Genomic DNA, 23,747 nt, shown 5'->3' with positions numbered 1-23,747 from the left:
CTTTGGGCGTAACCGGCCGTCTGAAAATCTCTTTTCAATCCTCAAGGTATAACCAAAAATGAAGATTTATGGCGACATTGCGGTAAAAGCAGCTGAATCATATTCTAAATATGAAGATATGGAACAAGCTTGGACAGAGATTGCGGCATCATTTCCCATCAAGGAGTCAATTAGAAAAAAAGGATGCCCAAAGAATGCATTTTTGGGATTGTGTCGTGCGGGGTTGGTTAAAGGAATCAACCCGGAAAAAGTCAAAACCAAACATTCCAAAAACGGAGAATATACCGTTGCAGCGGTCAGCCTTTTAAAAAATGATCCCGAATGGGCAAATCAGAAAAAATCCGTTTTCTGGCGCGAAATTGTGGGTAATGAAAAAAAATATAACAGCCAGCTTCATGTCGTTTTGGCCTTATGGGAAAAAGGCTTGATTATTTGAATTTATATATTTAAGGCCGTCTGAAACATTGTTCAGACGGCCTCTATGCCCTAAAACACACATGGCACTCATTAGCACACACGACAAAACCTTCCAACTCCAACAAGGCGAAACCTTATTGGAGGGCTTGGAGCGCACCGGACACGAGGTTGAATACCAATGTCGCAGCGGCTATTGCGGTTCATGCCGGGTCAAAATCTTGGATGGGAAAGTGTCTTATGATAATTTTCCGCTCGCCTTCATCGCGCCCGGAGAAATTTTGCCGTGCTGCTGTCGGGTTACTGAAGACATCAAGCTCGATTGTCGGGAGCGCATCAAAGAGCCGGATTTATTTGATGTCGATTTATTTGAAGACAAATAAAAATGCCGTCTGAACATTGTAGCCGAAATCTTTGATTTCATTTCCACCGTTCAGACGGCATTTTGTATGGTCAAGCTTATTTACGTTCGCCAATCGGCAAAACCGTCTTGCCGAAAGATTCGTTGATAACCTCTGCCGCTGCCAAGTAGAACGCACCAAGTGCAGTTACCAAGCCTAAGCAACCGCCGATATGGACAATGCTATGATTTTCCATGCCATCGCCAATGCCCAGGGCAAAGAAAGTCAGTGTCAAGAAAAAGAAAATACCGCTCAATACTTTAGGCTTGGTCAAGGTAGCCACAAACATCATCAGCGAAAACATACCCCATGCGCAGAGATACCAACCGATAAATGCCGGGGCTGTTTCACCTTTAAAAAAGATGGTAAACAAAGCCCATGTCCACCAGAAGGCGCCATAGCTGATAAAAGCGGTAAAGCCGAACGTATTGCCTTTCTTGAACTCAAACATACCGGCAATAACTTGGGCGATACCACCAAAGGCGAGAGCCATGCTCAAAACTAAGCCGACACCCTCTTGAGCAGTAAAAAAGCCGCCGTTAATCAGACTGAGCAACCAAGTTGTCAATGCAAAGCCACACAGGCCTACTGGACCTGGGTTCGCCAGGTTTTCTTTAGTAGCAGTCATTTTATTTCTCCTCTAGTTATTAGAAATAGGAAACCCATTGTTACAGGTTTAATTCAAAATTAAAAGAAATAAATTTAAAAAAAATCAGGCTGTCTGAAAAATATTTTTCAGACAGCCTTGAATATTAATAATTAAATTATCCCAAAATTGCCAAGATTTTCCTCAATTCATTAGCATCAATTTGGCCGGGCGCCGACGTTTTTTGTGCCGCGCCAAAGGTAACGGCCGAGCCGAAAGTCGAACCGGCCAAGCGGCTGACAGCTCCGGTTTTACCCATGGACATGGTAATAATCGGGCGGTCGATAATTTGTGAAGCATTATATGTCGCCTGCAACAGGGTCAACACATCTTGCGGCGATTGCGGCATAACGGCAATTTTGCAGATATCCGCGCCCCACTTGGCCATTGTTTTCAGACGGCCTGTAATGTCTGCTAAAGACGGCGTGGCTTGGAAAGCGTGATTGCAAAGCAAGGTGGCAGTTTGATGTTCATGTGCCAATGCGATGATTTTTTTGACGCCGCCCTCCTCGGCAAAAAGCTCGATGTCGATAATATCGGCTTGTTTGGAACAGATGATTTTCTCCAATAATTTAAAATAATAGTCTTCCGAACAAGGCGTATTGCCGCCCTCTTGCGCCCTTCTAAACGTAAACAACAAGGGCTTGTCAGGAAAAGCCTGTCGAACAATGCTTAATTGCTCGGCAATAAAATCGGCATCAAGCGCTTCTTGAAAAAAATCCGCACGAAATTCAATGATGTCAAAAGCCGTCTCTTTCAATACGCGCAAAGCCTGCGCCAATTCCTGCGTATTGGCAGCCACCAGCGGTACGGCAATTTTAGGCAGGCCTTTGCCGATCTCGATATTTTTGATGATGACAGATTTCATATTGTTCCTTTTTGCTGTTCAAGCCAATCAGTGCAGATGCTCGTAAATGGTTTCCGCCAAGGCTTTGCTGATGCCTTCCACTTTTTCCAAATCCTCGCGGCTAGCTGCAATCACGCCGCGCAGGCCGCCGAATCGGGTGAGCAATGCTTGGCGGCGTTTGCTACCTATACCGGGGATTTCGCTGAGTGAGGAAGTAACGCGCGCTTTATCGCGTTTTTTGCGGTGGCCTGTAATGGCAAAGCGGTGCGATTCATCGCGTACGGTTTGCAATAAATGCAAAGCCGGGCTGTTGGGCGGCAGGCGGAAAACTTCTCCGGTAAAAGGCAGTATGAGTTCTTCCATGCCGGCTTTGCGCTCGGGGCCTTTGGCGATACCGACCAAAGGAATGTGCAGCCCAAGTTCTTCCCATACGGATACGGCGACGCCGATTTGCCCTTTGCCGCCGTCAATCAATACGACATCGGGCCATTTGACGGCCTCGCCGTTGGCTTCGGCTTCCTGCATTTTGCCATAACGGCGCGTCAACACTTCACGCATGGCGGCGTAGTCGTCGCCGGGCTTGGCGGTCGTGATGTTGTAGCGGCGGTATTGCGAAGGCTGAATGTTTTGCTCATCGTACACAACGCAGGACGCAATAGTAGCCTCGCCTTGCGTGTGGCTGATATCGAAACATTCAAGGCGGTTGAGGCCGTCTGAATCCATGCCGAGGATTTTGGCCAGTTCATCAATACGGTGTTGCTGGCTGCTTTGTTGCAGGCGGCGTTGGGCAATCGCCATTTGTGCGTTTTGCTCCGCCATTTTCAACCAGACTTTGCGTTCGCCTATGGTTTTGGTGACAAATTGCATCTGCTTGCCGTGTTCTCCTTCCAAAGCCTCTTTCAGCGCATCGGGAACGGGAAAGTTGCTGATGATGATGTCGGGTTTGCTTTTGCCCAGATAATGTTGGGCGACAAAGGCTTCGGCGTAATCTTGTCCGTTTGGTTCGGGGTCGTTTTTGGTGTCGGGGAAAAAGCTTTTGTCGCCTACGTGCCGCCCGCCGCGGATGCTGACCCAGTGTATGCAGACCAGGCCGTCTGAAACTGCCAGCGCAAGCAAATCGATATCGTTTGGATTGTTCGGATTTTTGCTGTCGATAAACTGATTACTCTGCATGATGCCGAGTGCTTGAATTTGGTCGCGGTAACGGGCAGCTTCTTCAAATTGTAGATTCGCGGCGGCGGTTTGCATTTTGTGTTGCAAGGTGCGCGTCAATTCGTCGGTTTTGCCATTGAGGAAAGTCGCGGCTTCACGCACGCTGTCGCGATAATCTTCTTCGCTGATGTGGCCGACACAAGGCGCGGTGCAGCGTTTGATTTGGTACAGCAGACAAGGACGGTCGCGATGCTCGAATACACTGTCTTCGCAGGTACGCAGCATAAAGACTTTTTGCAACACTTGAATGCTGTCGCGCACGGCGTTGCTGTTCGGATACGGGCCGAAATATTGATTAGGCTTTTTCAGCGTGCCACGGTAATACGCCATTTGCGGATATTGATGGCCGCTGAGCATCAAATAAGGATAGCTTTTGTCATCGCGGAAAAGGATATTGTATTTCGGCGACAAGGCTTTAATGAAGTTGTTTTCGAGAATCAGTGCTTCGGCTTCGGAACGCGTGATGGTGGTTTCAATATGATGAACCTGTTTTACCATCAATGCGATGCGCGGCGAATGGTCGTTTTTTTGGAAATAGCTGGAAACGCGCCGCTTGAGATTGACCGCTTTGCCGACATACAAAACATTATTGTCTTCGTCAAAAAAACGGTACACGCCCGGCAGATTGGGCAGATTTTTCAGAAAAAGAGGTAAATCGAACGGTTCGGTTGCGCTCACGGGATTTTCTTTTGGAATAAGCAGGCCGTCTGAAAACTTTTCAGACGGCCTTTTTCATTGACGTTTAAGATTCTTGAGACGGAGTATCTTCAGCTTCTACCACTTGGTTTTCAGCTGCATCGGTTTCTAAAGGGGTTTCATCTTCAGCCTCTTCGGCCACGCGTTCCAAGCTGACCAAGGTTTCGCCTTCATCCAGATTAATCAGGCGGACACCGGCGGCTGCACGACCGGTCTCGCGGATTTGCTCAACTTTGGTACGAATCAGGACGCCGCCGCTAGTAATCAGCATCAGGTCGTCGGTTTCGCTGACCAAAGTCGCGGCAACCAAATCGCCGTTGCGCTCGCCGGTATTGATGGCGATATTGCCTTGTCCACCTTTGTTTTTACGGCTGTAATCGGCAATCGGGGTGCGTTTGCCATAGCCGTTGGCGGTAGCAGTCAATACTTGCAAATCGCTTTGTTCGGCTTCAGGGGCGAAGGTAATCAGGCTGACAATCTTGCCATCGGCCGGCAGGCGCATACCGCGCAAACCGCCGCTGCCGCGACCGGACGGACGGACACCGTGTTTGCCGCTTGGCAATGCGTTTTCGGCATTTTCATCATCCAGGCCGTCTGAATCTTCGTTTTCGGTTTCGATATCTGCATCTTCTGCTTCATCGTTACCGGATTTTTCCCAATATTCATTAAAGCGGATGGCTTTGCCCAAGTTGGAGAACAGCATAATATCGTCCGCACCGCCGGTTTGCGCTGCGCCGACCAAGTAATCGCCTTCTTTAAGCGCGATGGCTTTGATGCCTTGGCTGCGGACGTTTTTAAACGCAGACAGCTGGACTTTTTTCACCATGCCTTGTGCAGTGGCGAAGAAGACGTATTGGTCTTCCGGGAACTCGCGGACAGCCAAAATCGCGCTGACTTTTTCGCCCTCTTCCAATTGGATAACGTTATTAATCGGACGTCCGCGGCTGTTGCGGCCGCCTTCCGGCAGTTTGTACACTTTAATCCAATGGCACTTGCCCAAATTGGTGAAGCACATCAAATAATCATGCGTGTTGGCAACAAACAGGGTTTCGATAAAGTCTTCGTCTTTGGTTGCCGCTGCCTGTTTGCCGCGGCCGCCGCGACGTTGTGCCTGATAGTCGGTGGTCGGCTGGGTTTTGATGTAGCCGCCATGAGTCAGGGTAACGACCATTTCGCGTTGCGGAATCAGGTCTTCATCGGCGATATCGCCGCCAAACGGATTGATTTCGCTGCGACGCTCGTCGCCGAAGTTGGACTTGATGTCTGCCAATTCTTCGCGGATGATTTGGGTAACACGCTCAGGTTTGGAAAGAATATCCACGAAATCAATGATTTTGCTCATCAGGTTTTTATATTCGCCGACAATTTCTTCCTGATCGAGGCCGGTCAGGTTGCGCAGGCTCATACGCAGGATGGCATCGGCTTGCAATTCGCTCAGATAATAGCCTTGGCTGTGCAGCCCCAAATTCTCTGGCAAGCCTTCAGGGCGCATCATCTGCAGGTCCAAATCTGTACGGCTGAGCATGTCTTCAACCAAGCTGCTGCGCCATGGGCGGGACAGCAGTTTTTCTTTGGCTTCCGGCGCATTGGCAGATTCTTTAATCAGACGGATAATTTCGTCGATATTGGACAAAGCAACTGCTTTACCTTCTGCAATATGGCCTTCATGACGCGCTTTTTTCAAGCGGAACAAAGTACGACGTGTAACGACTTCGCGACGGTGGCGCAGGAACTCGGACAGAATTTGTTTCAGGTTCAGCAAACGCGGCTGGCCGTCAACCAAGGCCACCATGTTGATACCGAAGCTATCTTGCAGCTGGGTCAGTTTGTAGAGTTGGTTCAAAACGACTTCGGCATTTTCATTGCGTTTCAATTCAATCACGACACGCATACCGGATTTATCGGACTCATCGCGCAGGTCGGATACGCCTTCCAACGTTTTTTCGCGTACCAACTCGCCGATTTTCTCAACCAGCTTGGCTTTGTTTACTTGATATGGGATTTCATCAATAACGATGGCTTCGCGTTCGCCGTTTTTGCCGATAGGCTCGATATGGGTTTTACCGCGCATCACTACACGGCCGCGGCCGGTTTTATAGCCTTCGCGCACGCCGCTCAAGCCGTAAATAGTTGCGCCGGTTGGAAAATCGGGCGCTTGGATGATGTTGATCAGCTCGTCGATTTCAGTTTCAGGCTCATCCAACAAGCGCAGGCAGGCATTGATGGTATCGCCCAAATTGTGCGGCGGGATATTGGTTGCCATACCGACGGCAATACCGGACGAACCGTTGACTAGCAGCGCAGGGAAACGGGTCGGCAATACCAGCGGCTCATGTTCGCTGCCGTCATAGTTGGGGCCAAAATTAACGGTTTCTTCTTCAATATCCGCCAGCATTTCATGGGAAATTTTTTCCATGCGGATTTCGGTATAACGCATGGCTGCTGCGGCCAAGCCGTCGACAGAACCGAAGTTGCCCTGACCGTCGATCAGTACATAACGCATGGAGAAGTCTTGCGCCATACGGACGATGGTGTCGTAAACAGCTGTATCGCCGTGAGGGTGGTATTTACCGATAACGTCGCCGACGATACGCGCCGATTTTTTATAGGCGGAATTCCAGTTGTTTTTCAACTCGTGCATCGCGTACAACACGCGGCGGTGTACCGGCTTGAGACCGTCGCGGACATCCGGCAGGGCTCGCCCCACAATTACGCTCATGGCGTAATCGAGGTAGCTCTTGCGCATTTCGTCTTCAAGGCTGACAGGCAGGGTTTCGAGTGCAAATTTATGGTCGTTACGGATGGTTGCGTCGGTCATGATTATCTGTAATTTCGTATGGCAAAAATCTTGTTGATTCTACCACAAAACAAGCGGTTTATGGCTTTTGCGTGAAGGCCGTCTGAAACAGGATTTCAGACGGCCTTCATTATTTAATAAATTTAATTTAGTTGCAGCCAGAATCTTCGTTCGCAGCCTGCAAACTCAACTCTTTGCGCTTTTTAGCCCTTTCATAACGGCAGCGTTGGCGCGGTGTATTGATTTCCAAAGGCGGTACAGGAACCGGCTTACCGTCTTCAACGGCAACCATGGTGAAGTAGCAGCTGTTGGTATGACGCACTTCGCCGGTGTGGATGTTTTGCGCCTCCACACGGATACCGACTTCCATAGAAGTACGGCCGGTGTAGTTGATACTGGCGTAAAAGGTTACCAACTCACCGACATGAATAGGCTCTTTAAACAATACTTTATCAACAGACAGAGTAACGCAATAGGTTCCGCTGTAACGGCAGGCGCAGGAATATGCCACTTGGTCAAGCAGGCGCAAAAGATCGCCGCCGTGAACATTGCCGCTGAAGTTTGCCGTATAAGGCATCATCAGCTCGGACATAATCAGTTCATGGGAAGGCAGTTGGCGTTCCGGTTTCATCGTTTATTCTCCTTTTGATATTTATTTTAAAATTGTCTGAAAACTTCAGACTGCACGTGTGCAAAATCATTCTACCGTTTTTAATCGTTGAATTTCAACCCATTGCCTTCCTGTTTACAGCCATTTTCTACGTGAGAAGAAAATCAGCAGTCCGATAATAATGCACAGCATCACACCCAAAACCATGAAGTAGCCGTAATGCCAATGCAGCTCGGGCATATTGTCGAAGTTCATGCCGTAGATGCCGGTGATGACGGTCAGCGGCATAAAGATGATGGTAATAACCGTCAACACGCGCATTTGCTGGTTCATGCGGTTAGATTGGAAGGAAAGGTAGATGTCCATCATGCTCAACACCATATCACGCGAGGCATCAAGCGATTCGATAAGCTGCATATTGTGGTCGTACACATCGCGCAGATAGACGGTCGATTCGCCTTTGAAAATGGCAAAATCGCCGCGTACGGCCAGTTGGTAGAACACATCGCGCAATGGCAAAAGTGTGCGCCGCAGACGGACGGCATCGCGTTTGAGTCGGTGAATCTTACTGAGAATATCGCTGTTTTCATTTTTAAACAGCGACTTGTCTATTACTTCGACACGGTTGTTGTACGACTCCAAAACAATGAAATAGTCGTCCACAATACGGTCGAGCAGGCAATAAGCAAGAAACGCCGTATTTTTGTTCAAAATATTGTGCGGATTTTCGTGCATCTGCCGGCGGAGATGGCTGAATAAGCCCAACGGTTTTTGTTGGAAAGACAACACAAAATCTTTGCCGATAATCACATACACTTGGTCGGAATGGAGCTTGCCTGTGGAGGTATAATGGTAAACCTGTGCGGCAGTAAAAACATAGCTGCCGTAGTCTTCAATTTTCGGACGCTGCTTGCGGCTGAGAATATCTTCAATAACCAGCTCATGGATGCCATAAGGCTCAAGCGCGTGTTTGAGCAAGGCAACATCATTGATGCCGACAAAATGTAGCCAGTTGATTTGACCTTCTTGCGGACGGACAATATCGGGCAAGTTTTTTCCGGCAAGATAATCATGCTGAATAAAGGTGTCGGCGGAATACAAGGTTTGATGGATAGCAGAACGCGGCGCATTGTCGGTATTGCTGCGCTGCATGGTTTGATCTTGCAGATTGTCGATTGTCTCAACAGGATTGGCTGGTTTGCTCATAAAAATAAATCATGTTTTTTTAGTTAGAATGAATTGTACAGACAGAAAAGGCCGTCTGAAAACTAATTTTCAGACGGCCTGACAATATCGATCAACGCTTTATTAGGCTTGGGGCGCGGTTTTCTCCAACTCCAATGCAGCGGCAAGCAAGGACAGACGCGCCATTACGCCGTAAACGTAGAGGCGGTTGTGTTCATTATCGACGTCGCAGTCTTTTTCAGAGCGCGGCATACCAAGCGAATCCCATTGTTCAAATACGCGCTTGCAGGCTTCGGGCGCTTCTTGGGAATTGTCGCCACTGCCGGTGGGAATGCTGTTGGACAGTGGCACAAATACCATACCGCCGGCGTTGAGGTTTTCGTCTGCACCGCGCCCTTCGTGTACGCGGAAGAAACCGCCGATTACGAAACGGTCCATCATATACACGACGGGTTCGCACACGGCACCGTTCATGGTTTCGTAGGTATAAATACCTTCTTGGACAATAACTTCGCTAACTTCCAAGCCTTCTTTGACTTTTGCCATTTTGTTGCGGTTTTTACGGTTCAATCCGCGCACTTCATCTGCAGATTTAACACTCATCACGCCCATGCCGTAAGTACCTGCATCAGCTTTCACAATAACGAAAGGTTGGTCGGTAATACCCAATTCATCGTATTTGGCTTGAATTTTCGCCAATACGCGTTCTACCGCGCCTGCCAACGCATCTTCGCCTTCACGCTCTTGGAAATCCAAACCGCTGATTTTTTCAAAATAAGGATTGATTTGCCATTCGTCAATGTCAATCAATTTGGCAAAGTCGGCAGCAACTTGGTTGTACGCGCCGAAATGTTCGGTTTTACGGCGAGTCGTCCAGCCGCCATGCAATGGTGGCAAAACGGTTTGGTTGATACCTTTAAGGATTTCAGGAACACCCGCAGACAAGTCATTGTTCAACAAAACAACGCAAGGCGAGAAACCGTCTGCGAGATGTACACGCTCACGGGTACGCAATAAAGGTTCAAGCAAAATTTTGTCACCCAACGCGGTTTCAAACTCGGTTGGCTCAGTCACTTCAGGATTCAAACTGCCCAAGCGCACTTCGTATCCTGCCGAACGCAAAATCTCGCTGAGTGCGTAAACGTTTTGCAGATAGAATGTGTTGCGCGTGTGGTTTTCAGGAATAATCAATACGGATTTTGCCGTTTCACATGCGCGCTGTACCGCATCTTGCGCGGCAACCGCCGCCAGCGGGATAAAGTTGGGATTCAAATTATTGAAGCCGCCTGGAAACAGGTTCATATCGATAGATGAAATTTTGTAACCGGCATTACGGATGTCAACCGAACCATAAAACGGCGGACGGTGTTCGTTCCAATGCGAACGGAACCATGCTTCGATTTTAGCATGATTGGCAAGGACTTTTTTCTCAAATTCCCGTAATTGAGTCAGATACTCAGGAGCCATTACCGGTAATTTCATTCTCTATACCTCTTGGTAAGTGTGGATGTTGAGTGAGAATGATAGAACTTTTTAGTGCATTTCGACAAGCATTCTTTCAGATAAGATGCATCTTTTTGTCAATAATTCTACAATTTGTCTAATTTTTGATAAGTGTTTTTGAAACTTTGCGACAAATTTTAGAAATTGGACAAATTTCTATTGCACAGCCCCTATAAAAAGCCTAAAATCCGCCCATAAACGCAAACCATCATTCATACCTACCAATAGCAAAGAATACTCATCATGAGCGCACAAACCCTTTACGATAAACTTTGGAACAGCCACGTCGTCCGCGAAGAAGAAGATGGCACTGTCCTGCTTTACATCGACCGCCACCTGGTTCATGAAGTAACCAGCCCGCAAGCATTTGAAGGCTTGAAAATGGCCGGCCGCAAACTCTGGCGTATCGACAGCGTAGTCTCCACAGCCGATCACAACACCCCGACCGGCGACTGGGACAAAGGCATCCAAGACCCGATTTCCAAACTGCAAGTCGATACTTTGGACAAAAACATTAAAGAGTTTGGCGCACTCGCCTACTTTCCGTTTATGGATAAAGGTCAAGGCATTGTACACGTTATGGGTCCGGAACAAGGCGCTACCCTGCCCGGCATGACCGTTGTCTGCGGCGACTCTCACACTTCTACCCACGGCGCATTCGGCGCATTGGCTCACGGTATCGGCACTTCCGAAGTCGAACACACCATGGCAACCCAATGTATTACTGCGAAAAAATCCAAATCCATGCTGATTGCCGTTGAAGGCCGTCTGAAACCCGGTGTTACTTCCAAAGACGTGGCACTTTACATCATCGGCCAAATCGGTACGGCCGGCGGTACAGGCTACGCCATCGAGTTTGGTGGCGAAGCCATCCGCAGCCTTTCTATGGAAGGCCGCATGACCTTGTGTAATATGGCGATTGAAGCCGGTGCGCGCTCAGGCATGGTTGCCGTCGACCAAACCACCATCGACTATGTAAAAGGCAAACCTTTCGCACCTAAAGGCGAAGCATGGGATAAAGCCGTCGAATACTGGCGCACGCTGGTGTCTGACGAAGGCGCAGTATTCGATAAAGAATACCACTTCAAAGCCGAAGACATCGAGCCTCAAGTGACTTGGGGCACATCGCCTGAAATGGTTTTGGACATCAGTGGCAAAGTGCCTAATCCTGCCGAAGAAGCCGATCCGGTCAAACGCAGCGGCATGGAACGCGCCCTTGAATACATGGGTTTGGAAGCCGGTACGCCATTAAACGAAATCCCTGTCGATATCGTCTTTATCGGCTCTTGCACCAACAGCCGTATCGAAGATTTGCGCGAAGCCGCCGCCATCGCCAAAGGCCGTAAAAAAGCGGACAATGTACAACGTGTATTGATTGTTCCCGGCTCCGGTTTGGTTAAGGAACAGGCCGAAAAAGAAGGCTTGCACGAAGTATTTATCGAAGCCGGTTTTGAATGGCGCGAGCCGGGCTGCTCTATGTGCCTCGCAATGAATGCCGACCGCCTAACCCCGGGACAACGTTGTGCCTCTACTTCCAACCGTAACTTTGAAGGCCGCCAAGGCAACGGCGGACGTACGCACCTTGTCAGCCCCGCTATGGCTGCTGCCGCTGCGGTAAACGGTAAATTTACCGACATCCGCACTATGGCTTAAAGTATTTTCAGACGGCCTTTATTGATCAAGCCGTCTGAAACAATACCTTGCACAAGTAAATTTTCCTATTGCGCAAAACGTCCGAAAACCTTCTTAATCATTGATAACTTGAAAGGAATCTAGTATGAAAAAACTGTTTGCATTAGCTGCCGCAGCCCTCATCCTGTCAGCTTGTTCCAGCACTTGGTCTGGCGCAAAAGACGATACCAACCGCAATTGGGACAAAACCAAAGAAACTGCAGAACGTGTAGCCGACAAAACCAAAGAAACCGCTGAACGCGTAGCCGATAAAACTGAAGAAGCCGTTAAAAAAGGCGGCAATGCAGTAGGCCGCGGCATGAGCCATGTTGGAGAAAAAATCGAAGCCGCTACCGAATAATTCGGTAAATCAGGCCGTCTGAAGCTCCTGACTCCGTTTCAGACGGTCTGATACATTATTAATTTTTCAGACATTTTCACGATTCCAAGCAAAGGAAGAAACAATGAGTAATCCGTCAAGCTGGTTTGGTATTCACGCTCATGATTTGGATCGCGCCAAAGCCTTTTACGAATCCGTATTCGGCAAGCCCCTGCAAGACGTTGGCGGCAACGGATTCCGTTTCATCATTTTCCCAGCCGATTACACCCAACACGGTACGGCCGGCATGATTTGGCATGACAGCAACGCCCAGCCCGGCCACGGTGGTACAACCATTTTCTTCAATTGCCCGGATTGCGCCGAAACAGCAGAAAAAGCCGTTGCAGCAGGTGGCAAACTGTTACAAGAGAAATTCCGCATTGCCAACGGCTTTGCAGCATTTATCGAAGACACAGAAGGCAACCGAATCGGTTTGCACAGCACACGCTAACCCGAATAGCCATAAAATAATTTCCCATTATTACTATAAGAATCTGACATGAAAGCCTTTACCAAAATTACCGCCATCGTTGCCCCGCTCGACCGCAGCAACGTCGACACCGATGCCATCATCCCCAAACAATTTCTGAAATCCATCAAACGCAGCGGCTTCGGCCCCAATGCCTTTGATGAATGGCGCTACCTCGACCACGGCGAACCTGGCATGGACAACAGCAAACGCCCGTTGAATCCGGATTTCTCCCTGAACCAGCCACGCTATCAAGGCGCACAAATCCTGTTGACGCGTAAAAACTTCGGTTGCGGCTCTTCACGCGAACACGCCCCTTGGGCATTGGACGACTATGGCTTCCGCGCCGTCATCGCTCCTAGCTTTGCCGACATCTTCTTCAATAACTGTTACAAAAACGGCCTTTTGCCTATCGTTTTGACAGAAGAACAGGTTGACCAGCTTTTCAAAGAAGTTGAAGCCAACGAAGGCTATCAGCTCTCCATCGACCTTGCCGAACAAACCCTGACCACACCAAGCGGCGAAACGTTCAAATTCGACATTACCGAACACCGCAAACACTGCCTCTTAAACGGCTTGGACGAAATCGGCCTGACCCTGCAACACGCTGACGAAATTCACGCCTTCGAAGAAAAACGCCGCCAAAGCCAGCCTTGGCTGTTTAACGGTTGATAAACGATGAGGTCGTCTGAAAACGAGCGTAACGAGTTTTCAGACGACCTCTTTTATTAACACACAATCAGGTCGTTACTCTTTACCATCATAGAAAAACATACCCAACAATTTCACACACAACACCATGAAAAAAATTATCCTGCTCCCTATACTTTTTATCAGCCTCGCCGCACATGCGGAATTCTCAGAAATTCAAGATCCTGACGGATACAGCAACTTACGCGAAAAACCGAACACCCAAAGCCGAATCCTGACCAAAATTCCAAACGGTACCCATGTTTATACCCCCGAGATGGACGGAAAGCTTCATTTAGAACACGGTTGGCAGATGACCTACGATTTGCGCGGCAAAAAAAAGCTAGATGGCTGGGTGCATACTTCGCGACTGATTCCGTTGTCGCGTTATGAAAGCATCCCCGTTACGGCCACTGCCGACGGCTTTACCTGCCAAAAAAACGGTATGGGCGTGCGCATTAAATCGGAACGTTTCAACTATAAGAAAGAAAAACATCTGTTTACACACGATCAATACGGACTTTCCCATTATCGCGGAAAAGAAATGTTCGGCACTGACGGTACAATTCCATTCAGCCACTATCGTGAAATTGCCTTTTTCCGCAACGGTAAAACACAAATCGCTCCCCGAGCCCAATATGACCACCTGTTCGACCCATATTTTGAAAAGGCAGGCGATAATACGCAACTGAGCCACTGTTACTACCGTGCTAAAGACGATACCCTTTTCTTAACGACCATCATCGGAGATGGTGCCGCCTATACTGAAGTCTTATTTGTCTTCCGGCAAGGCATCTTGAAGAACGTATTGGCTTCGCTACACCCTGAGGTTTAATTTTCAGATGGCCTTTTTATCTCTTTCTGCAAAACATGATTACCGACATCATCAGCAACGCCGCCCGCTACGCCGCGTTGCACCCTGACTTTGCCGACGCCGTCCGCCTGTTGCAAACGCTGGATTTCGCCGCCCTGCCCGACGGTCAAGTGCCGTGCGCAAATCCCAATATCCGCCTCTTTATCGGCAGCGAACCAATGAGGAGCAAAGCCGATGCCAAGCCCGAAGCGCATTTGAAACACATCGACATCCAAGTCCCCATCAGCGGAGAGGAAACCTACGGCTGGATAGACAGAGGTCGTCTGAAAAACGGTTTGGGCTACGACGAAAAGCGCGACATCGAATTTTTCGACTGCGAACCGGAAACTTGGCTCACGCTCCAACCGGGCGAGTTTACTCTCTTCTTTCCCAACGACGCGCATGCTCCGCTGGTGGGCAAAGAAAAATCCATACGCAAAGCCGTATTTAAAATCCGTATCGAAGCAGAACGTTCCTAATTTCCTCCACCCCTTCAACCAATACAAAATAGAAACTTGGCTACATCGCCCATCGCATTCCCGAAAAATCCGCCTGCATGATTTCCACGCAGCTTTCTCGATGCGGCAATGGTACAATCAGCCTCGTTCAAGCAAACCGACCTACAAACAGACACAAAAGGTCGTCTGAAAACACCATCCTTACAAATGGAAAACGCATCGCCGTTTTCAGACGACCTTCCCCTTTCCAAACCCTCATAAGGATTTTGCCATGACCAAACATATCGCCATCCTCCGAGGCGACGGCATCGGTCCCGAAATCGTCGCCGAAACCGTCCGCGTACTCGACAAACTCATCGCCCAAGGCTTGGACGCCAGCTACGAATACGCCCCATTGGGCGGCGAAGCCTACGACGAATACGGCCATCCCTATCCCGAATTTACGCAAAACCTCTGCCGCAAAGCCGATGCCGTCCTGCTCGGCGCGGTTGGCAGCCCGCAATACGACAACCTCGACCGCCCGCTGCGTCCTGAACGCGGCCTATTGGCAATCCGCAAAGACCTGAACCTGTTTGCCAACCTGCGCCCCGCCATTTTATATAAAGAGCTGGCCAATGCTTCTACTCTGAAACCGGAAATCGTAGCCGGCCTCGACATCCTTATCGTACGCGAACTGACCGGTGATATTTACTTTGGCGAACCGCGCGGCATCCGTGTTTTAGAAAACGGCGAACGCGAAGGCTACAACACCATGAAATACAGCGAAAGCGAAATCCGCCGTATTGCCCACGTTGCCTTCCAGTCCGCCCAAAAACGCAGTAAAAAAGTCTGCTCCGTAGGCAAAGCCAACGTTTTGGAAACCACCGAACTGTGGCGCGAAATCTTTGAAGAAATCGGCAAAGAATACCCTGATGTCGAGCTCTCCCATATGTACGTCGACAATGCCGCCATGCAGTTGGTACGTGCGCCCAAACAATTTGACGTGATTGCCACCGGCAACATCTTCGGCGACATCCTCTCTGACGAAGCCTCCATGCTGACCGGCTCCATCGGTATGCTGCCTTCCGCTTCTTTGGACGAAAACGGCAAAGGCCTGTACGAACCGTCTCACGGCTCTGCTCCTGACATTGCCGGTCAAAACAAGGCCAATCCTCTGGCAACCGTTTTGTCCCTCGCCATGTTGCTGCGTTACAGCCTAAATGACGAGGCACGCGCTCAACAAGTTGAAAACGCCGTACAAAAAGTACTGCAACAAGGCTTGCGTACCGGCGACATTTACGAAGAAGGTACCAAACTGGTTTCCTGCTCCGAAATGGGCGATGCCGTATTGGCCGCTTTGTAAGAGGCCGTCTGAAAAAAGCGTGGGATCAATCCCGCGCTTTTTTGTATCTAAAAACTTGAAACCATAAAAAAGGGCGTGTCTTCACACGCCCTTATATCTTTTTCAGACGGCCTTAAGATTGAAGCAATCAACCTTTTTTATGTTTGCCTCCAAAGCCGTCGTTAGACTTGCGCTTGCCTTTAAAACCTTCGCCGCCTTTTTTGAAACCTTCAGACTTCTTGAAACCGTCTTTCTTAAAGCCATCTTTTTTGAAGCCGTCTTTTTTATGGTCTTCGCCGCGTGATTTGCCGCCAAAGCCTTCTTTTGCCGGTTTCTTATCGCCGCGCCAACCGCCGGATTTACGATCGCCCCAGCCGCCTTTACCTTTCGGTTTGCCGCCGGCAGATTTGCGTTTGCGTGTCGGCTCCATGCCTTCGATGGTCAGCTCAGGCAATTTGCGGCCGATGTATTTTTCAATTTTGTGTACTTTGACGTATTCGTTCACTTCGGCAAAAGTAATCGCAATACCGGTACGGCCTGCGCGGCCGGTACGGCCGATGCGGTGAACGTAGTCTTCTGCCTGTTTCGGCAAGTCGTAGTTGATAACGTGGGTAATGGTCGGTACGTCGATACCACGTGCAGCAACGTCGGTGGCAACCAAAATTTTGCAGCGACCTTTGCGCAAGTCCATCAGCGTGCGGTTACGCCAGCCTTGAGGCATATCGCCGTGCAGGCAGTTGGCGGCAAAACCTTTTTCGTACAATTCATCCGCGATGACTTCGGTCATTGCCTTAGTGGATGTGAAGATCACGCATTGATCGATATTGGCATCGCGCAAGATGTGGTCGAGCAGGCGGTTTTTATGGCGCATATCATCGCAGTACAACAACTGCTCTTCGATTTTGCCTTGATCGTCCACACGCTCAACTTCGATGGTTTCAGGGTCTTTGGTCAGTTTGCGCGCCAGTTTGCCCACCGCGCCGTCCCAAGTAGCGGAGAACAACAAAGTCTGACGGTCGGTCGGGGTGGCTTCCACGATGGTTTCGATGTCGTCGATAAAGCCCATGTCCAGCATACGGTCGGCTTCGTCCAGAATCAGCACTTCCAAACGATCAAAATCAACTTTACCGCTCTGCATCAAATCCATCAGACGGCCCGGAGTAGCGACAATCAGGTCAACCGGTTTGCTCAAAGCACGGGTTTGGTAGCCGAAAGATGCGCCGCCTACAATGCTGACAGTACGGAACCAACGCATATTTTTAGCATACGCCAACGCGTTTTTTTCCACCTGAGCCGCCAGTTCGCGGGTCGGGGTCAATACCAAAGCGCGCGGGCCTTTGCCCGGTTTTTCGCTGCGTTTGGTCAGTTTTTGCAAAGTGGGCAGCAGGAAGGCTGCAGTTTTGCCTGAACCGGTTTGTGCCGAAGCCATAATGTCACGGCCGTCCAAAGCAAACGGAATCGCTTGCGCCTGAATCGGGGTCGGGCTTTCATAACCTTCGCTGCGTACGGCAGACAAAATGTTTTTATCAAGGTTCAAATCGGCAAATTTAATAGACATATCTATCCTAAGAGACAACAACGCGCACGCCTGAACAATTTCAGACGACCTGAAGCAAAGGAAAGTAACGATACGGGAAATGTGAAGTTACAGGGTTGTCGCAAGCATCTTGCTTGTGGTTAACATCGACGACAACCTGCACAGAAAAGGCTTTGCAAATATGCAAGCAATAAAAGAAACGCGCCCGAAACGGCGGTTTAGGTTGGATGACGATGGCTTCGTATCAAAAGGCGAACGGCGGATAATATAGATTTTATGGATAACAGTCAAGCAAAAAGGAATTAAGTGCGTTAAAATCCAACCCCTTCCCAATACTTATTCAGGCCGTCTGAAACCATGACTGACATTACCCCCTTTGCCAACCGCTTGGGCAAAAACATCAAACATCTTATGAAATGGGCCAAACGCAACAATATCGAAGCCTGGCGCATTTACGACCGCGATATTCCCCAATTTCCCTTTGCCGTCGATGTTTACGGCGACCAAATCCATCTTCAGGAATACGATACCGGCTGGCTGATGCAGCCCGAAGAATACGAAGCATGGCTTGCCGATGTATTGGAAGCCATCGGTTTTGTGACCGGTTTTGCGCCCGAACAAATCCACCTCAAACGCCGAGAACGTCAAAAAGGTTTACAACAATACGAGAAAACCGGCAAAACCGGCGACGATTTCGTCATCACTGAAAACGGCCGCAAGTTTTGGGTCAACCTCGACAAATACCTTGATACCGGCCTTTTCCTCGACCACCGTAACACGCGCAAAAAAGTCGGCGAAACTGCAGCAGGAAAACGCTTCCTCAACCTGTTTTCCTACACAGGCAGCTTCACCGTCTATGCCGCAACCGGCGGTGCGTTATCCAGTGAAACTGTCGATTTATCCAACACTTATCTCGTGTGGGCAAAACGCAATTTTGAACTCAACGGCATCGACTCCGAACAACACAAAATCGTCCGTGCCGATGTATTCCAATACCTGCAAAATGCCGCCGCCGAGGGCAAACAGTTCGACCTCATCGTCATGGATCCGCCCAGCTTTTCCAACAGCAAAAAGATGCTCGACATCCTCGACATCCAGCGCGACCATAAAAAGCTGATCGACGGCGCAATGAGCCTGCTCGCTTTAGACGGCATTCTGTATTTCTCCAACAACCTGCGCAGTTTTGTGTTGGACGATTCGGTCGCGGAACAATACGCCGTCAAAGACATTTCCAAACAGTCCGTTCCCGACGATTTCCGCAACAAAAAAATCCATCAATGCTGGGAAATCAAGCATAAATAAGCATCAGGCCGTCTGAAAGCCAGTTTTCAGACGGCCTGATTGCCATATTGAATCTCTCAACCAATAGGCGCATAATTCAAGAGATTGTTGACAATATCAAAAGGAAAAGAACATGCAAAACTACCTGACGCCCAATTTCTCATTCGCTCCCATGATTCCGGAACGTGCGCTCGGCAGCCAGGTTTGGGATACCGAAGGACGAGAATACATTGACCTGTCAGGCGGTATTGCAGTAAACGCGCTGGGGCATTGCCATCCCGATTTGGTCGCAGCCTTGGCCGAACAATCGCAAAAACTCTGGCACATTTCTAATATCTACACCACCCAACCGGCGCAAGAATTGGCCAAAAAACTGGTCGAAAACACCTTTGCCGACAAAGTGTTTTTCTGCAATTCCGGCGCAGAAGCCAATGAAGCCGCGCTGAAACTGGCGCGCAAATACGGCCGCGATCATTTTGGCGAACACAAAACCGAAATCATCTCCTGCCTCAACAGCTTCCACGGCCGCACGCTGTTTACCGTATCCGTCGGCGGCCAGCCCAAATACAGCAAAGACTACGCGCCGCTGCCGGCCGACATTACCCACGTTCCCTTCAATGATGTTGCCGCATTGGAAGCGGCCGTCGGCGACAAAACCTGCGCCGTGATTATCGAGCCGATTCAAGGCGAAAGCGGCATCCTGCCTGCCACCCAAGAATACCTGCAAGCCGCACGCCGTTTGTGTGACAAACACGGCGCCTTGCTCATTTTGGACGAAGTGCAAACCGGCATGGGTCATACGGGCAAACTGTTTGCCTACGAGCATTACGGCGTAACACCCGATATCCTCAGCTCCGCCAAAGCCTTGGGTTGCGGTTTCCCGATTGGCGCGATTCTGACCACCGATAAAATCGCCCCAACCTTCGGCCCCGGAACACATGGCTCAACCTTCGGCGGCAATCCGATGGCGTGTGCGGTCGGCAGCCGTGCGTTTGACATCATCAATGCGCCCGAAACATTGGCACACGTTAAACAACAAGGCCAAAAACTTCAGACGGCCTTGCGTGAAATAGGCGAAAAGACCGGCGTATTTAAAGAAGTCCGCGGCATGGGCCTGCTGCTCGGCTGCGTGTTGGCAGACGAATACGCAGGCAAGGCATCGGAAATTACCGCCGCCGCTTTAAAACACGGCCTGATGGTACTGGTTGCCGGAGCCAATGTTGTGCGCTTCGCTCCCAGCCTGCTGCTGAACGACGAAGATATGGCAGAAGGCTTGAAACGTTTTGAAGCGGCTTTGGTCGAATGGTTGGCCTGATTTTCAAAACCCAATATCCAAATCAGCCGACAGCTTTTATTCCCTAATTGATGCCATATAGCGAAGGCCGTCTGAAAGACCGTTTGAGTTTTTCAGACGGCCTTTTTTCAATATTGAAAACAACATCTGCCTACATGCTTTGTCATTTGATGTTTGTTAAAAATCGTACCGCCTCTTCGTGTTACGCTTGTCAAACATTTTGATTTTACGAAGGAAAGGAGCAGGAGATGGTATCGTTGAAAACCCAAATCGCCGGTTTTTCTTTTGACAACTGCCTGATGAATGCGGCTGGTGTGTCATGTATGACCGTTGAGGAATTGGAAAAGGTCAGACAATCCGCTGCTGGCACCTTCATTACCAAGACTGCAACGCTTACCCCTCGTCAAGGCAATCCCGAACCGCGTTATCGGGACGTCCCTCTCGGCAGCATCAATTCGATGGGCTTGCCGAATCAAGGCATTGATTACTATCTGGATTACCTGCTTACCCTTCAAGAGTCTCAGCCGGAACGGACATTTTTCCTATCACTGGTCGGCCTGTCGCCCGGTGAAACACATATCCTGTTGGAAAAGGTGCAAAACAGCGGGTTCAACGGCATTACCGAACTCAACCTATCCTGCCCAAACGTCGCCGGCAAACCGCAAATCGCCTACGACTTTGAAACAACCGAGATGATTTTGGATAATGCCTTTACCTACTTCGACAAGCCCTTGGGCATCAAACTACCGCCGTATTTCGATATTGCCCATTTCGATCAAGCGGCGAAAGTGTTCAACCGCTATCCCCTAAAATTCGTCAACTGCGTCAACTCCATCGGCAACGGTCTGTATATCGAAGACGAATCCGTCGTCATCCGCCCGAAAAACGGCTTTGGCGGCATTGGCGGCCAATACATCAAACCGACCGCGCTTGCCAATATCCACGCGTTCTATCAAAGACTGGATCAGTCTATCCAAGTTATTGGAACAGGCGGCGTTTACAGCGGTCGTGATGCGTTTGAACACATCTTGTGCGGCGCCAGCATGGTGCAGATCGGCACGGCGCTACACCAGCAAGGCGTAGACATTTTTGAACGTGTTTCCCTTGAGTTAAAAGCCATCATGGCGCAAAAAGGCTATGAGAAGCTGGAAGACTTCAAAGGCAAATTGAAATATTTTGAATAAGGTTTACTCTAAAAGACGCCCAAGGCCGTCTGAAAATTTCAGACGGCCTTGTTGTATAATTGCTCCCCACATTACCCGTCTTCCCCTTCAATGAAACTCAACCCCCAACAGCAAGCCGCAGTCAAATATCTAGGCGGCCCCCTGCTCGTCCTTGCCGGCGCAGGCAGCGGTAAAACCGGCGTGATTACGCAAAAAATCAAGCACTTGATCGTCAATGTAGGCTATCTGCCGCATACCGTTGCCGCGATTACCTTTACCAACAAAGCCGCCACGGAAATGCAGGAGCGCGTCTCTAAAATGCTGCCCAAGTCGCAAACGCGCGGGCTGACGATTTGCACCTTCCACTCTTTGGGTATGAAGATTTTGCGCGAAGAGGCCAATCAAATCGGTTACAAAAAAAACTTTTCCATTCTCGACTCTACCGACAGCGCCAAAATCATCGGCGAGCTCTTGGGCGGTACGGGCAAAGAAGCCATATTCAAAGCGCAGCATCAAATTTCCCTTTGGAAAAACGATTTAAAAACGCCTGAAGATGTCGTTCAGACGGCCTCCAATGTGTGGGAACAGCAAACAGCGCGCGTCTATGCAAGTTATCAGGAAACCCTGCAAAGCTATCAGGCGGTGGACTTCGACGACTTAATCCGCCTGCCTGCCGTGCTTTTGCAGCAAAACAGCGAAGTGCGCAACAAATGGCAGCGGCGGCTGCGTTATCTGTTGGTTGACGAATGTCAGGACACCAATACCTGCCAATTCACCCTGATGAAGCTTCTGACCGGCGCGGAAGGCATGTTTACCGCCGTCGGCGACGACGACCAGTCCATCTACGCATGGCGCGGCGCAAACATGGAAAACCTGCGTAAAATGCAGGAAGACTATCCGCAGATGAAAGTCATCAAACTGGAGCAAAACTACCGCTCCACCGCACGCATTCTCAAAATCGCCAACAAAGTTATTGAAAACAACCCCAAACTCTTCACCAAAAAACTTTGGTCGCAGTTCGGCGAAGGCGAAATCGTCAAAGTCGTTGCCTGCCAAAGCGAGCAGCACGAAGCCGACTGGGTCGTCAGCCAAATCGTCAAGCAGAAGCTGGTCGGCGGCGACAAAACCCAATACGCCGATTTCGCCGTGTTATACCGCGGCAACCATCAGGCACGGATTTTTGAAGAAGCCTTGCGCAGCGCACGCGTTCCCTACCAGCTCTCCGGCGGACAGAGTTTTTTCGACAAAGCCGAAATCAAAGACGTTTTGTCCTATTTGCGCCTGCTTGCCAATCCCAACGACGATCCCGCCTTCCTTCGCGCCGTAACCACGCCCAAACGCGGTATCGGCGAGGTGACCCTGGGCAAGCTCAACACCTACGCGCACGAACACGAATGCAGCCTATATGAAGCCGCGCAAACCGAAGAAGCGCTTGCCCTATTGAACCATACCAACCGCCAACACCTGCAAGCCTTCATGGATATGATTGAAAACTACCGCACCAAAGCCGAAACCAGCGAAGCAGGCGAGCTTATCCATAACCTGCTGAGAGAAATCGACTACGAAAACCACTTGCTGGCCAATGAGGAAGGCAAAGCAGGTGAAATCAAATGGCGTAACGTTACCGACCTGACCGGCTGGCTGGAACGCAAAGGCGAGCAAGACGGCAAAAACATCATCGAGCTTGCCCAAACCATCGCCCTGATGACACTTTTGGAGGGCAAAAGCGAAGAAGAAGTCGATGCCGTCAAACTCTCCACCCTGCACGCTTCCAAAGGTTTGGAATACCCCTACGTCTTCCTTGTCGGTTGCGAAGAGGGCATCCTACCGCACAACGACAGCATCGAAGAAGACAATGTCGAAGAAGAACGCCGCCTGATGTATGTTGGCATTACCCGCGCCAAACGCCAGCTTACACTGACCCACTGCCTCAAACGTAAAAAGCAAGGCACATGGCAATTCCCCGAGCCGAGCCGTTTCATAGACGAAATGCCGCAGGAAGACATCAAAATCCTAGGCCGCAAAGGCGGCGAGCCGATTGTGAGCAAGGAAGAAGGAAAAAGCAATCTGGCAGGTTTGCTGGATATGCTGGGAAACAAAAGAAAAGGATAAGGCAAGGCCGTCTGAAAGTAAGGTTTCAGACGGCCTTATTGTCAGCAAAATGTCAAAGACAACAATTAAATAATTTTTACTTTATACCTTTATGCCCATCTATTCCCATTCCTCCCGATTCTTCAAAAATAAACAAAAATAATCGAATAATCAGGTACAAAATAAAAAAGCAGGTGACACGATCGCCTCATCCCCCTTCAATTTACAA

At 49.6% G+C, this 23,747-nt stretch carries 21 protein-coding genes; 13 read left to right on the top strand and 8 right to left on the bottom strand.

Annotation, left to right across the window (positions count from 1 at the left end; genetic code table 11):
- The first annotated feature begins 58 nt into the window (after positions 1-58).
- Both HMPREF3022_RS02270 and yfaE read left to right on the top strand, forming a co-directional pair.
- A complete protein-coding gene (locus tag HMPREF3022_RS02270; RefSeq protein ID WP_049331018.1) occupies positions 59-436 on the top strand; it encodes a DUF6979 family protein in 378 nt (125 codons plus the stop codon).
- A 61-nt stretch (positions 437-497) separates the two neighbouring features.
- Positions 498-797, top strand: a complete 300-nt coding sequence (gene yfaE / locus HMPREF3022_RS02265; RefSeq protein WP_049331016.1) for a class I ribonucleotide reductase maintenance protein YfaE — start codon at positions 498-500, stop codon at positions 795-797.
- 76 nt (positions 798-873) lie between these two features.
- On the opposite strand, the gene HMPREF3022_RS02260 is transcribed toward yfaE, so the two are convergent.
- From HMPREF3022_RS02260 to gshA, 7 genes are all read right to left on the bottom strand, one after another.
- Positions 874-1,443, bottom strand: a complete 570-nt coding sequence (locus HMPREF3022_RS02260; RefSeq protein WP_049331015.1) for an acetate uptake transporter — start codon at positions 1,441-1,443, stop codon at positions 874-876.
- A 136-nt stretch (positions 1,444-1,579) separates the two neighbouring features.
- The gene (aroD, locus tag HMPREF3022_RS02255; protein ID WP_049331014.1) at positions 1,580-2,329 is read right to left on the bottom strand and encodes a type I 3-dehydroquinate dehydratase; all 750 of its coding nucleotides are present in this window, start codon (positions 2,327-2,329) and stop codon (positions 1,580-1,582) included.
- A 27-nt stretch (positions 2,330-2,356) separates the two neighbouring features.
- Entirely contained in the window at positions 2,357-4,198 is a 1,842-nt protein-coding gene (gene uvrC, locus HMPREF3022_RS02250; RefSeq protein ID WP_049331012.1) for an excinuclease ABC subunit UvrC, read from the bottom strand.
- Positions 4,199-4,262: 64 nt separating this feature from the next.
- Entirely contained in the window at positions 4,263-7,034 is a 2,772-nt protein-coding gene (gene gyrA, locus HMPREF3022_RS02245; RefSeq protein ID WP_070765072.1) for a DNA gyrase subunit A, read from the bottom strand.
- A gap of 127 nt (positions 7,035-7,161) precedes the next feature.
- Positions 7,162-7,644, bottom strand: coding sequence for an acyl-CoA thioesterase (locus tag HMPREF3022_RS02240; protein WP_049331010.1), 483 nt, complete (start codon positions 7,642-7,644; stop codon positions 7,162-7,164).
- 114 nt (positions 7,645-7,758) lie between these two features.
- The gene (gene corA, locus HMPREF3022_RS02235) at positions 7,759-8,829 is read right to left on the bottom strand and encodes a magnesium/cobalt transporter CorA (RefSeq protein ID WP_049331008.1); all 1,071 of its coding nucleotides are present in this window, start codon (positions 8,827-8,829) and stop codon (positions 7,759-7,761) included.
- A gap of 102 nt (positions 8,830-8,931) precedes the next feature.
- Positions 8,932-10,290, bottom strand: coding sequence for a glutamate--cysteine ligase (gshA, locus tag HMPREF3022_RS02230; protein ID WP_049331007.1), 1,359 nt, complete (start codon positions 10,288-10,290; stop codon positions 8,932-8,934).
- A 264-nt stretch (positions 10,291-10,554) separates the two neighbouring features.
- Between gshA and leuC the strand changes: the two genes are divergently transcribed.
- From leuC to leuB, 7 genes are all read left to right on the top strand, one after another.
- Positions 10,555-11,964, top strand: a complete 1,410-nt coding sequence (gene leuC / locus HMPREF3022_RS02225) for a 3-isopropylmalate dehydratase large subunit (protein WP_049331005.1) — start codon at positions 10,555-10,557, stop codon at positions 11,962-11,964.
- Between the two features lie 124 nt (positions 11,965-12,088).
- Complete coding sequence (locus HMPREF3022_RS02220) at positions 12,089-12,343, top strand: hypothetical protein (protein ID WP_049331004.1); 255 nt, start codon at positions 12,089-12,091, stop codon at positions 12,341-12,343.
- A gap of 103 nt (positions 12,344-12,446) precedes the next feature.
- Positions 12,447-12,812, top strand: a complete 366-nt coding sequence (locus HMPREF3022_RS02215; RefSeq protein WP_049331002.1) for a VOC family protein — start codon at positions 12,447-12,449, stop codon at positions 12,810-12,812.
- Between the two features lie 48 nt (positions 12,813-12,860).
- Entirely contained in the window at positions 12,861-13,502 is a 642-nt protein-coding gene (gene leuD / locus HMPREF3022_RS02210) for a 3-isopropylmalate dehydratase small subunit (protein WP_049331000.1), read from the top strand.
- Between the two features lie 127 nt (positions 13,503-13,629).
- Complete coding sequence (locus HMPREF3022_RS02205; protein WP_049330999.1) at positions 13,630-14,355, top strand: SH3 domain-containing protein; 726 nt, start codon at positions 13,630-13,632, stop codon at positions 14,353-14,355.
- A gap of 35 nt (positions 14,356-14,390) precedes the next feature.
- The gene (locus HMPREF3022_RS02200) at positions 14,391-14,852 is read left to right on the top strand and encodes a NanQ anomerase/TabA/YiaL family protein (protein WP_049330997.1); all 462 of its coding nucleotides are present in this window, start codon (positions 14,391-14,393) and stop codon (positions 14,850-14,852) included.
- Between the two features lie 250 nt (positions 14,853-15,102).
- Positions 15,103-16,173, top strand: a complete 1,071-nt coding sequence (gene leuB, locus HMPREF3022_RS02195) for a 3-isopropylmalate dehydrogenase (RefSeq protein WP_049330996.1) — start codon at positions 15,103-15,105, stop codon at positions 16,171-16,173.
- 127 nt (positions 16,174-16,300) lie between these two features.
- Here leuB and HMPREF3022_RS02190 read toward each other — a convergent pair whose 3' ends face one another.
- A complete protein-coding gene (locus tag HMPREF3022_RS02190) occupies positions 16,301-17,710 on the bottom strand; it encodes a DEAD/DEAH box helicase (RefSeq protein ID WP_049330994.1) in 1,410 nt (469 codons plus the stop codon).
- A 336-nt stretch (positions 17,711-18,046) separates the two neighbouring features.
- On the opposite strand from HMPREF3022_RS02190, the gene HMPREF3022_RS02185 reads away from it, so the two are divergent.
- From HMPREF3022_RS02185 to rep, 4 genes are all read left to right on the top strand, one after another.
- A complete protein-coding gene (locus tag HMPREF3022_RS02185; RefSeq protein WP_070765071.1) occupies positions 18,047-18,991 on the top strand; it encodes a class I SAM-dependent methyltransferase in 945 nt (314 codons plus the stop codon).
- A gap of 112 nt (positions 18,992-19,103) precedes the next feature.
- Positions 19,104-20,285: an aspartate aminotransferase family protein gene (locus HMPREF3022_RS02180; RefSeq protein ID WP_070765070.1), complete on the top strand. Its 1,182-nt coding sequence runs from the start codon at positions 19,104-19,106 to the stop codon at positions 20,283-20,285.
- A gap of 227 nt (positions 20,286-20,512) precedes the next feature.
- On the top strand, positions 20,513-21,448 hold the full coding sequence (locus HMPREF3022_RS02175) for a dihydroorotate oxidase (RefSeq protein ID WP_070765069.1): 936 nt from the start codon (positions 20,513-20,515) through the stop codon (positions 21,446-21,448).
- A gap of 90 nt (positions 21,449-21,538) precedes the next feature.
- Positions 21,539-23,539, top strand: a complete 2,001-nt coding sequence (gene rep / locus HMPREF3022_RS02170) for a DNA helicase Rep (RefSeq protein ID WP_070765068.1) — start codon at positions 21,539-21,541, stop codon at positions 23,537-23,539.
- The last annotated feature ends 208 nt before the right edge of the window (positions 23,540-23,747 follow it).

Origin of the sequence: Neisseria sp. HMSC065C04 (assembly GCF_001815375.1) — a bacterium.
GTDB lineage: Bacteria > Pseudomonadota > Gammaproteobacteria > Burkholderiales > Neisseriaceae > Neisseria > Neisseria flavescens_D.
Note: the sequence above shows the minus strand (reverse complement) of the source record. Positions and strands in the feature narration are given on the sequence as shown.

Excerpts from the sequence above, each read along its gene's own strand:
- HMPREF3022_RS02185 (WP_070765071.1), top strand. The coding sequence starts at position 18,047 with ATGACTGACATTACCCCCTTTGCCAACCGCTTGGGCAAAAACATCAAA.
- HMPREF3022_RS02240 (WP_049331010.1), bottom strand. The coding sequence starts at position 7,644 with ATGAAACCGGAACGCCAACTGCCTTCCCATGAACTGATTATGTCCGAG.
- aroD (WP_049331014.1), bottom strand. The coding sequence starts at position 2,329 with ATGAAATCTGTCATCATCAAAAATATCGAGATCGGCAAAGGCCTGCCT.
- HMPREF3022_RS02220 (WP_049331004.1), top strand. The coding sequence starts at position 12,089 with ATGAAAAAACTGTTTGCATTAGCTGCCGCAGCCCTCATCCTGTCAGCT.
- HMPREF3022_RS02175 (WP_070765069.1), top strand. The coding sequence starts at position 20,513 with ATGGTATCGTTGAAAACCCAAATCGCCGGTTTTTCTTTTGACAACTGC.
- gyrA (WP_070765072.1), bottom strand. The coding sequence starts at position 7,034 with ATGACCGACGCAACCATCCGTAACGACCATAAATTTGCACTCGAAACC.
- gshA (WP_049331007.1), bottom strand. The coding sequence starts at position 10,290 with ATGAAATTACCGGTAATGGCTCCTGAGTATCTGACTCAATTACGGGAA.
- HMPREF3022_RS02270 (WP_049331018.1), top strand. The coding sequence starts at position 59 with ATGAAGATTTATGGCGACATTGCGGTAAAAGCAGCTGAATCATATTCT.
- yfaE (WP_049331016.1), top strand. The coding sequence starts at position 498 with ATGGCACTCATTAGCACACACGACAAAACCTTCCAACTCCAACAAGGC.
- HMPREF3022_RS02200 (WP_049330997.1), top strand. The coding sequence starts at position 14,391 with ATGATTACCGACATCATCAGCAACGCCGCCCGCTACGCCGCGTTGCAC.
- HMPREF3022_RS02205 (WP_049330999.1), top strand. The coding sequence starts at position 13,630 with ATGAAAAAAATTATCCTGCTCCCTATACTTTTTATCAGCCTCGCCGCA.
- HMPREF3022_RS02215 (WP_049331002.1), top strand. The coding sequence starts at position 12,447 with ATGAGTAATCCGTCAAGCTGGTTTGGTATTCACGCTCATGATTTGGAT.
- HMPREF3022_RS02260 (WP_049331015.1), bottom strand. The coding sequence starts at position 1,443 with ATGACTGCTACTAAAGAAAACCTGGCGAACCCAGGTCCAGTAGGCCTG.
- corA (WP_049331008.1), bottom strand. The coding sequence starts at position 8,829 with ATGAGCAAACCAGCCAATCCTGTTGAGACAATCGACAATCTGCAAGAT.
- leuC (WP_049331005.1), top strand. The coding sequence starts at position 10,555 with ATGAGCGCACAAACCCTTTACGATAAACTTTGGAACAGCCACGTCGTC.
- HMPREF3022_RS02180 (WP_070765070.1), top strand. The coding sequence starts at position 19,104 with ATGCAAAACTACCTGACGCCCAATTTCTCATTCGCTCCCATGATTCCG.
- leuD (WP_049331000.1), top strand. The coding sequence starts at position 12,861 with ATGAAAGCCTTTACCAAAATTACCGCCATCGTTGCCCCGCTCGACCGC.
- rep (WP_070765068.1), top strand. The coding sequence starts at position 21,539 with ATGAAACTCAACCCCCAACAGCAAGCCGCAGTCAAATATCTAGGCGGC.
- leuB (WP_049330996.1), top strand. The coding sequence starts at position 15,103 with ATGACCAAACATATCGCCATCCTCCGAGGCGACGGCATCGGTCCCGAA.
- HMPREF3022_RS02190 (WP_049330994.1), bottom strand. The coding sequence starts at position 17,710 with ATGTCTATTAAATTTGCCGATTTGAACCTTGATAAAAACATTTTGTCT.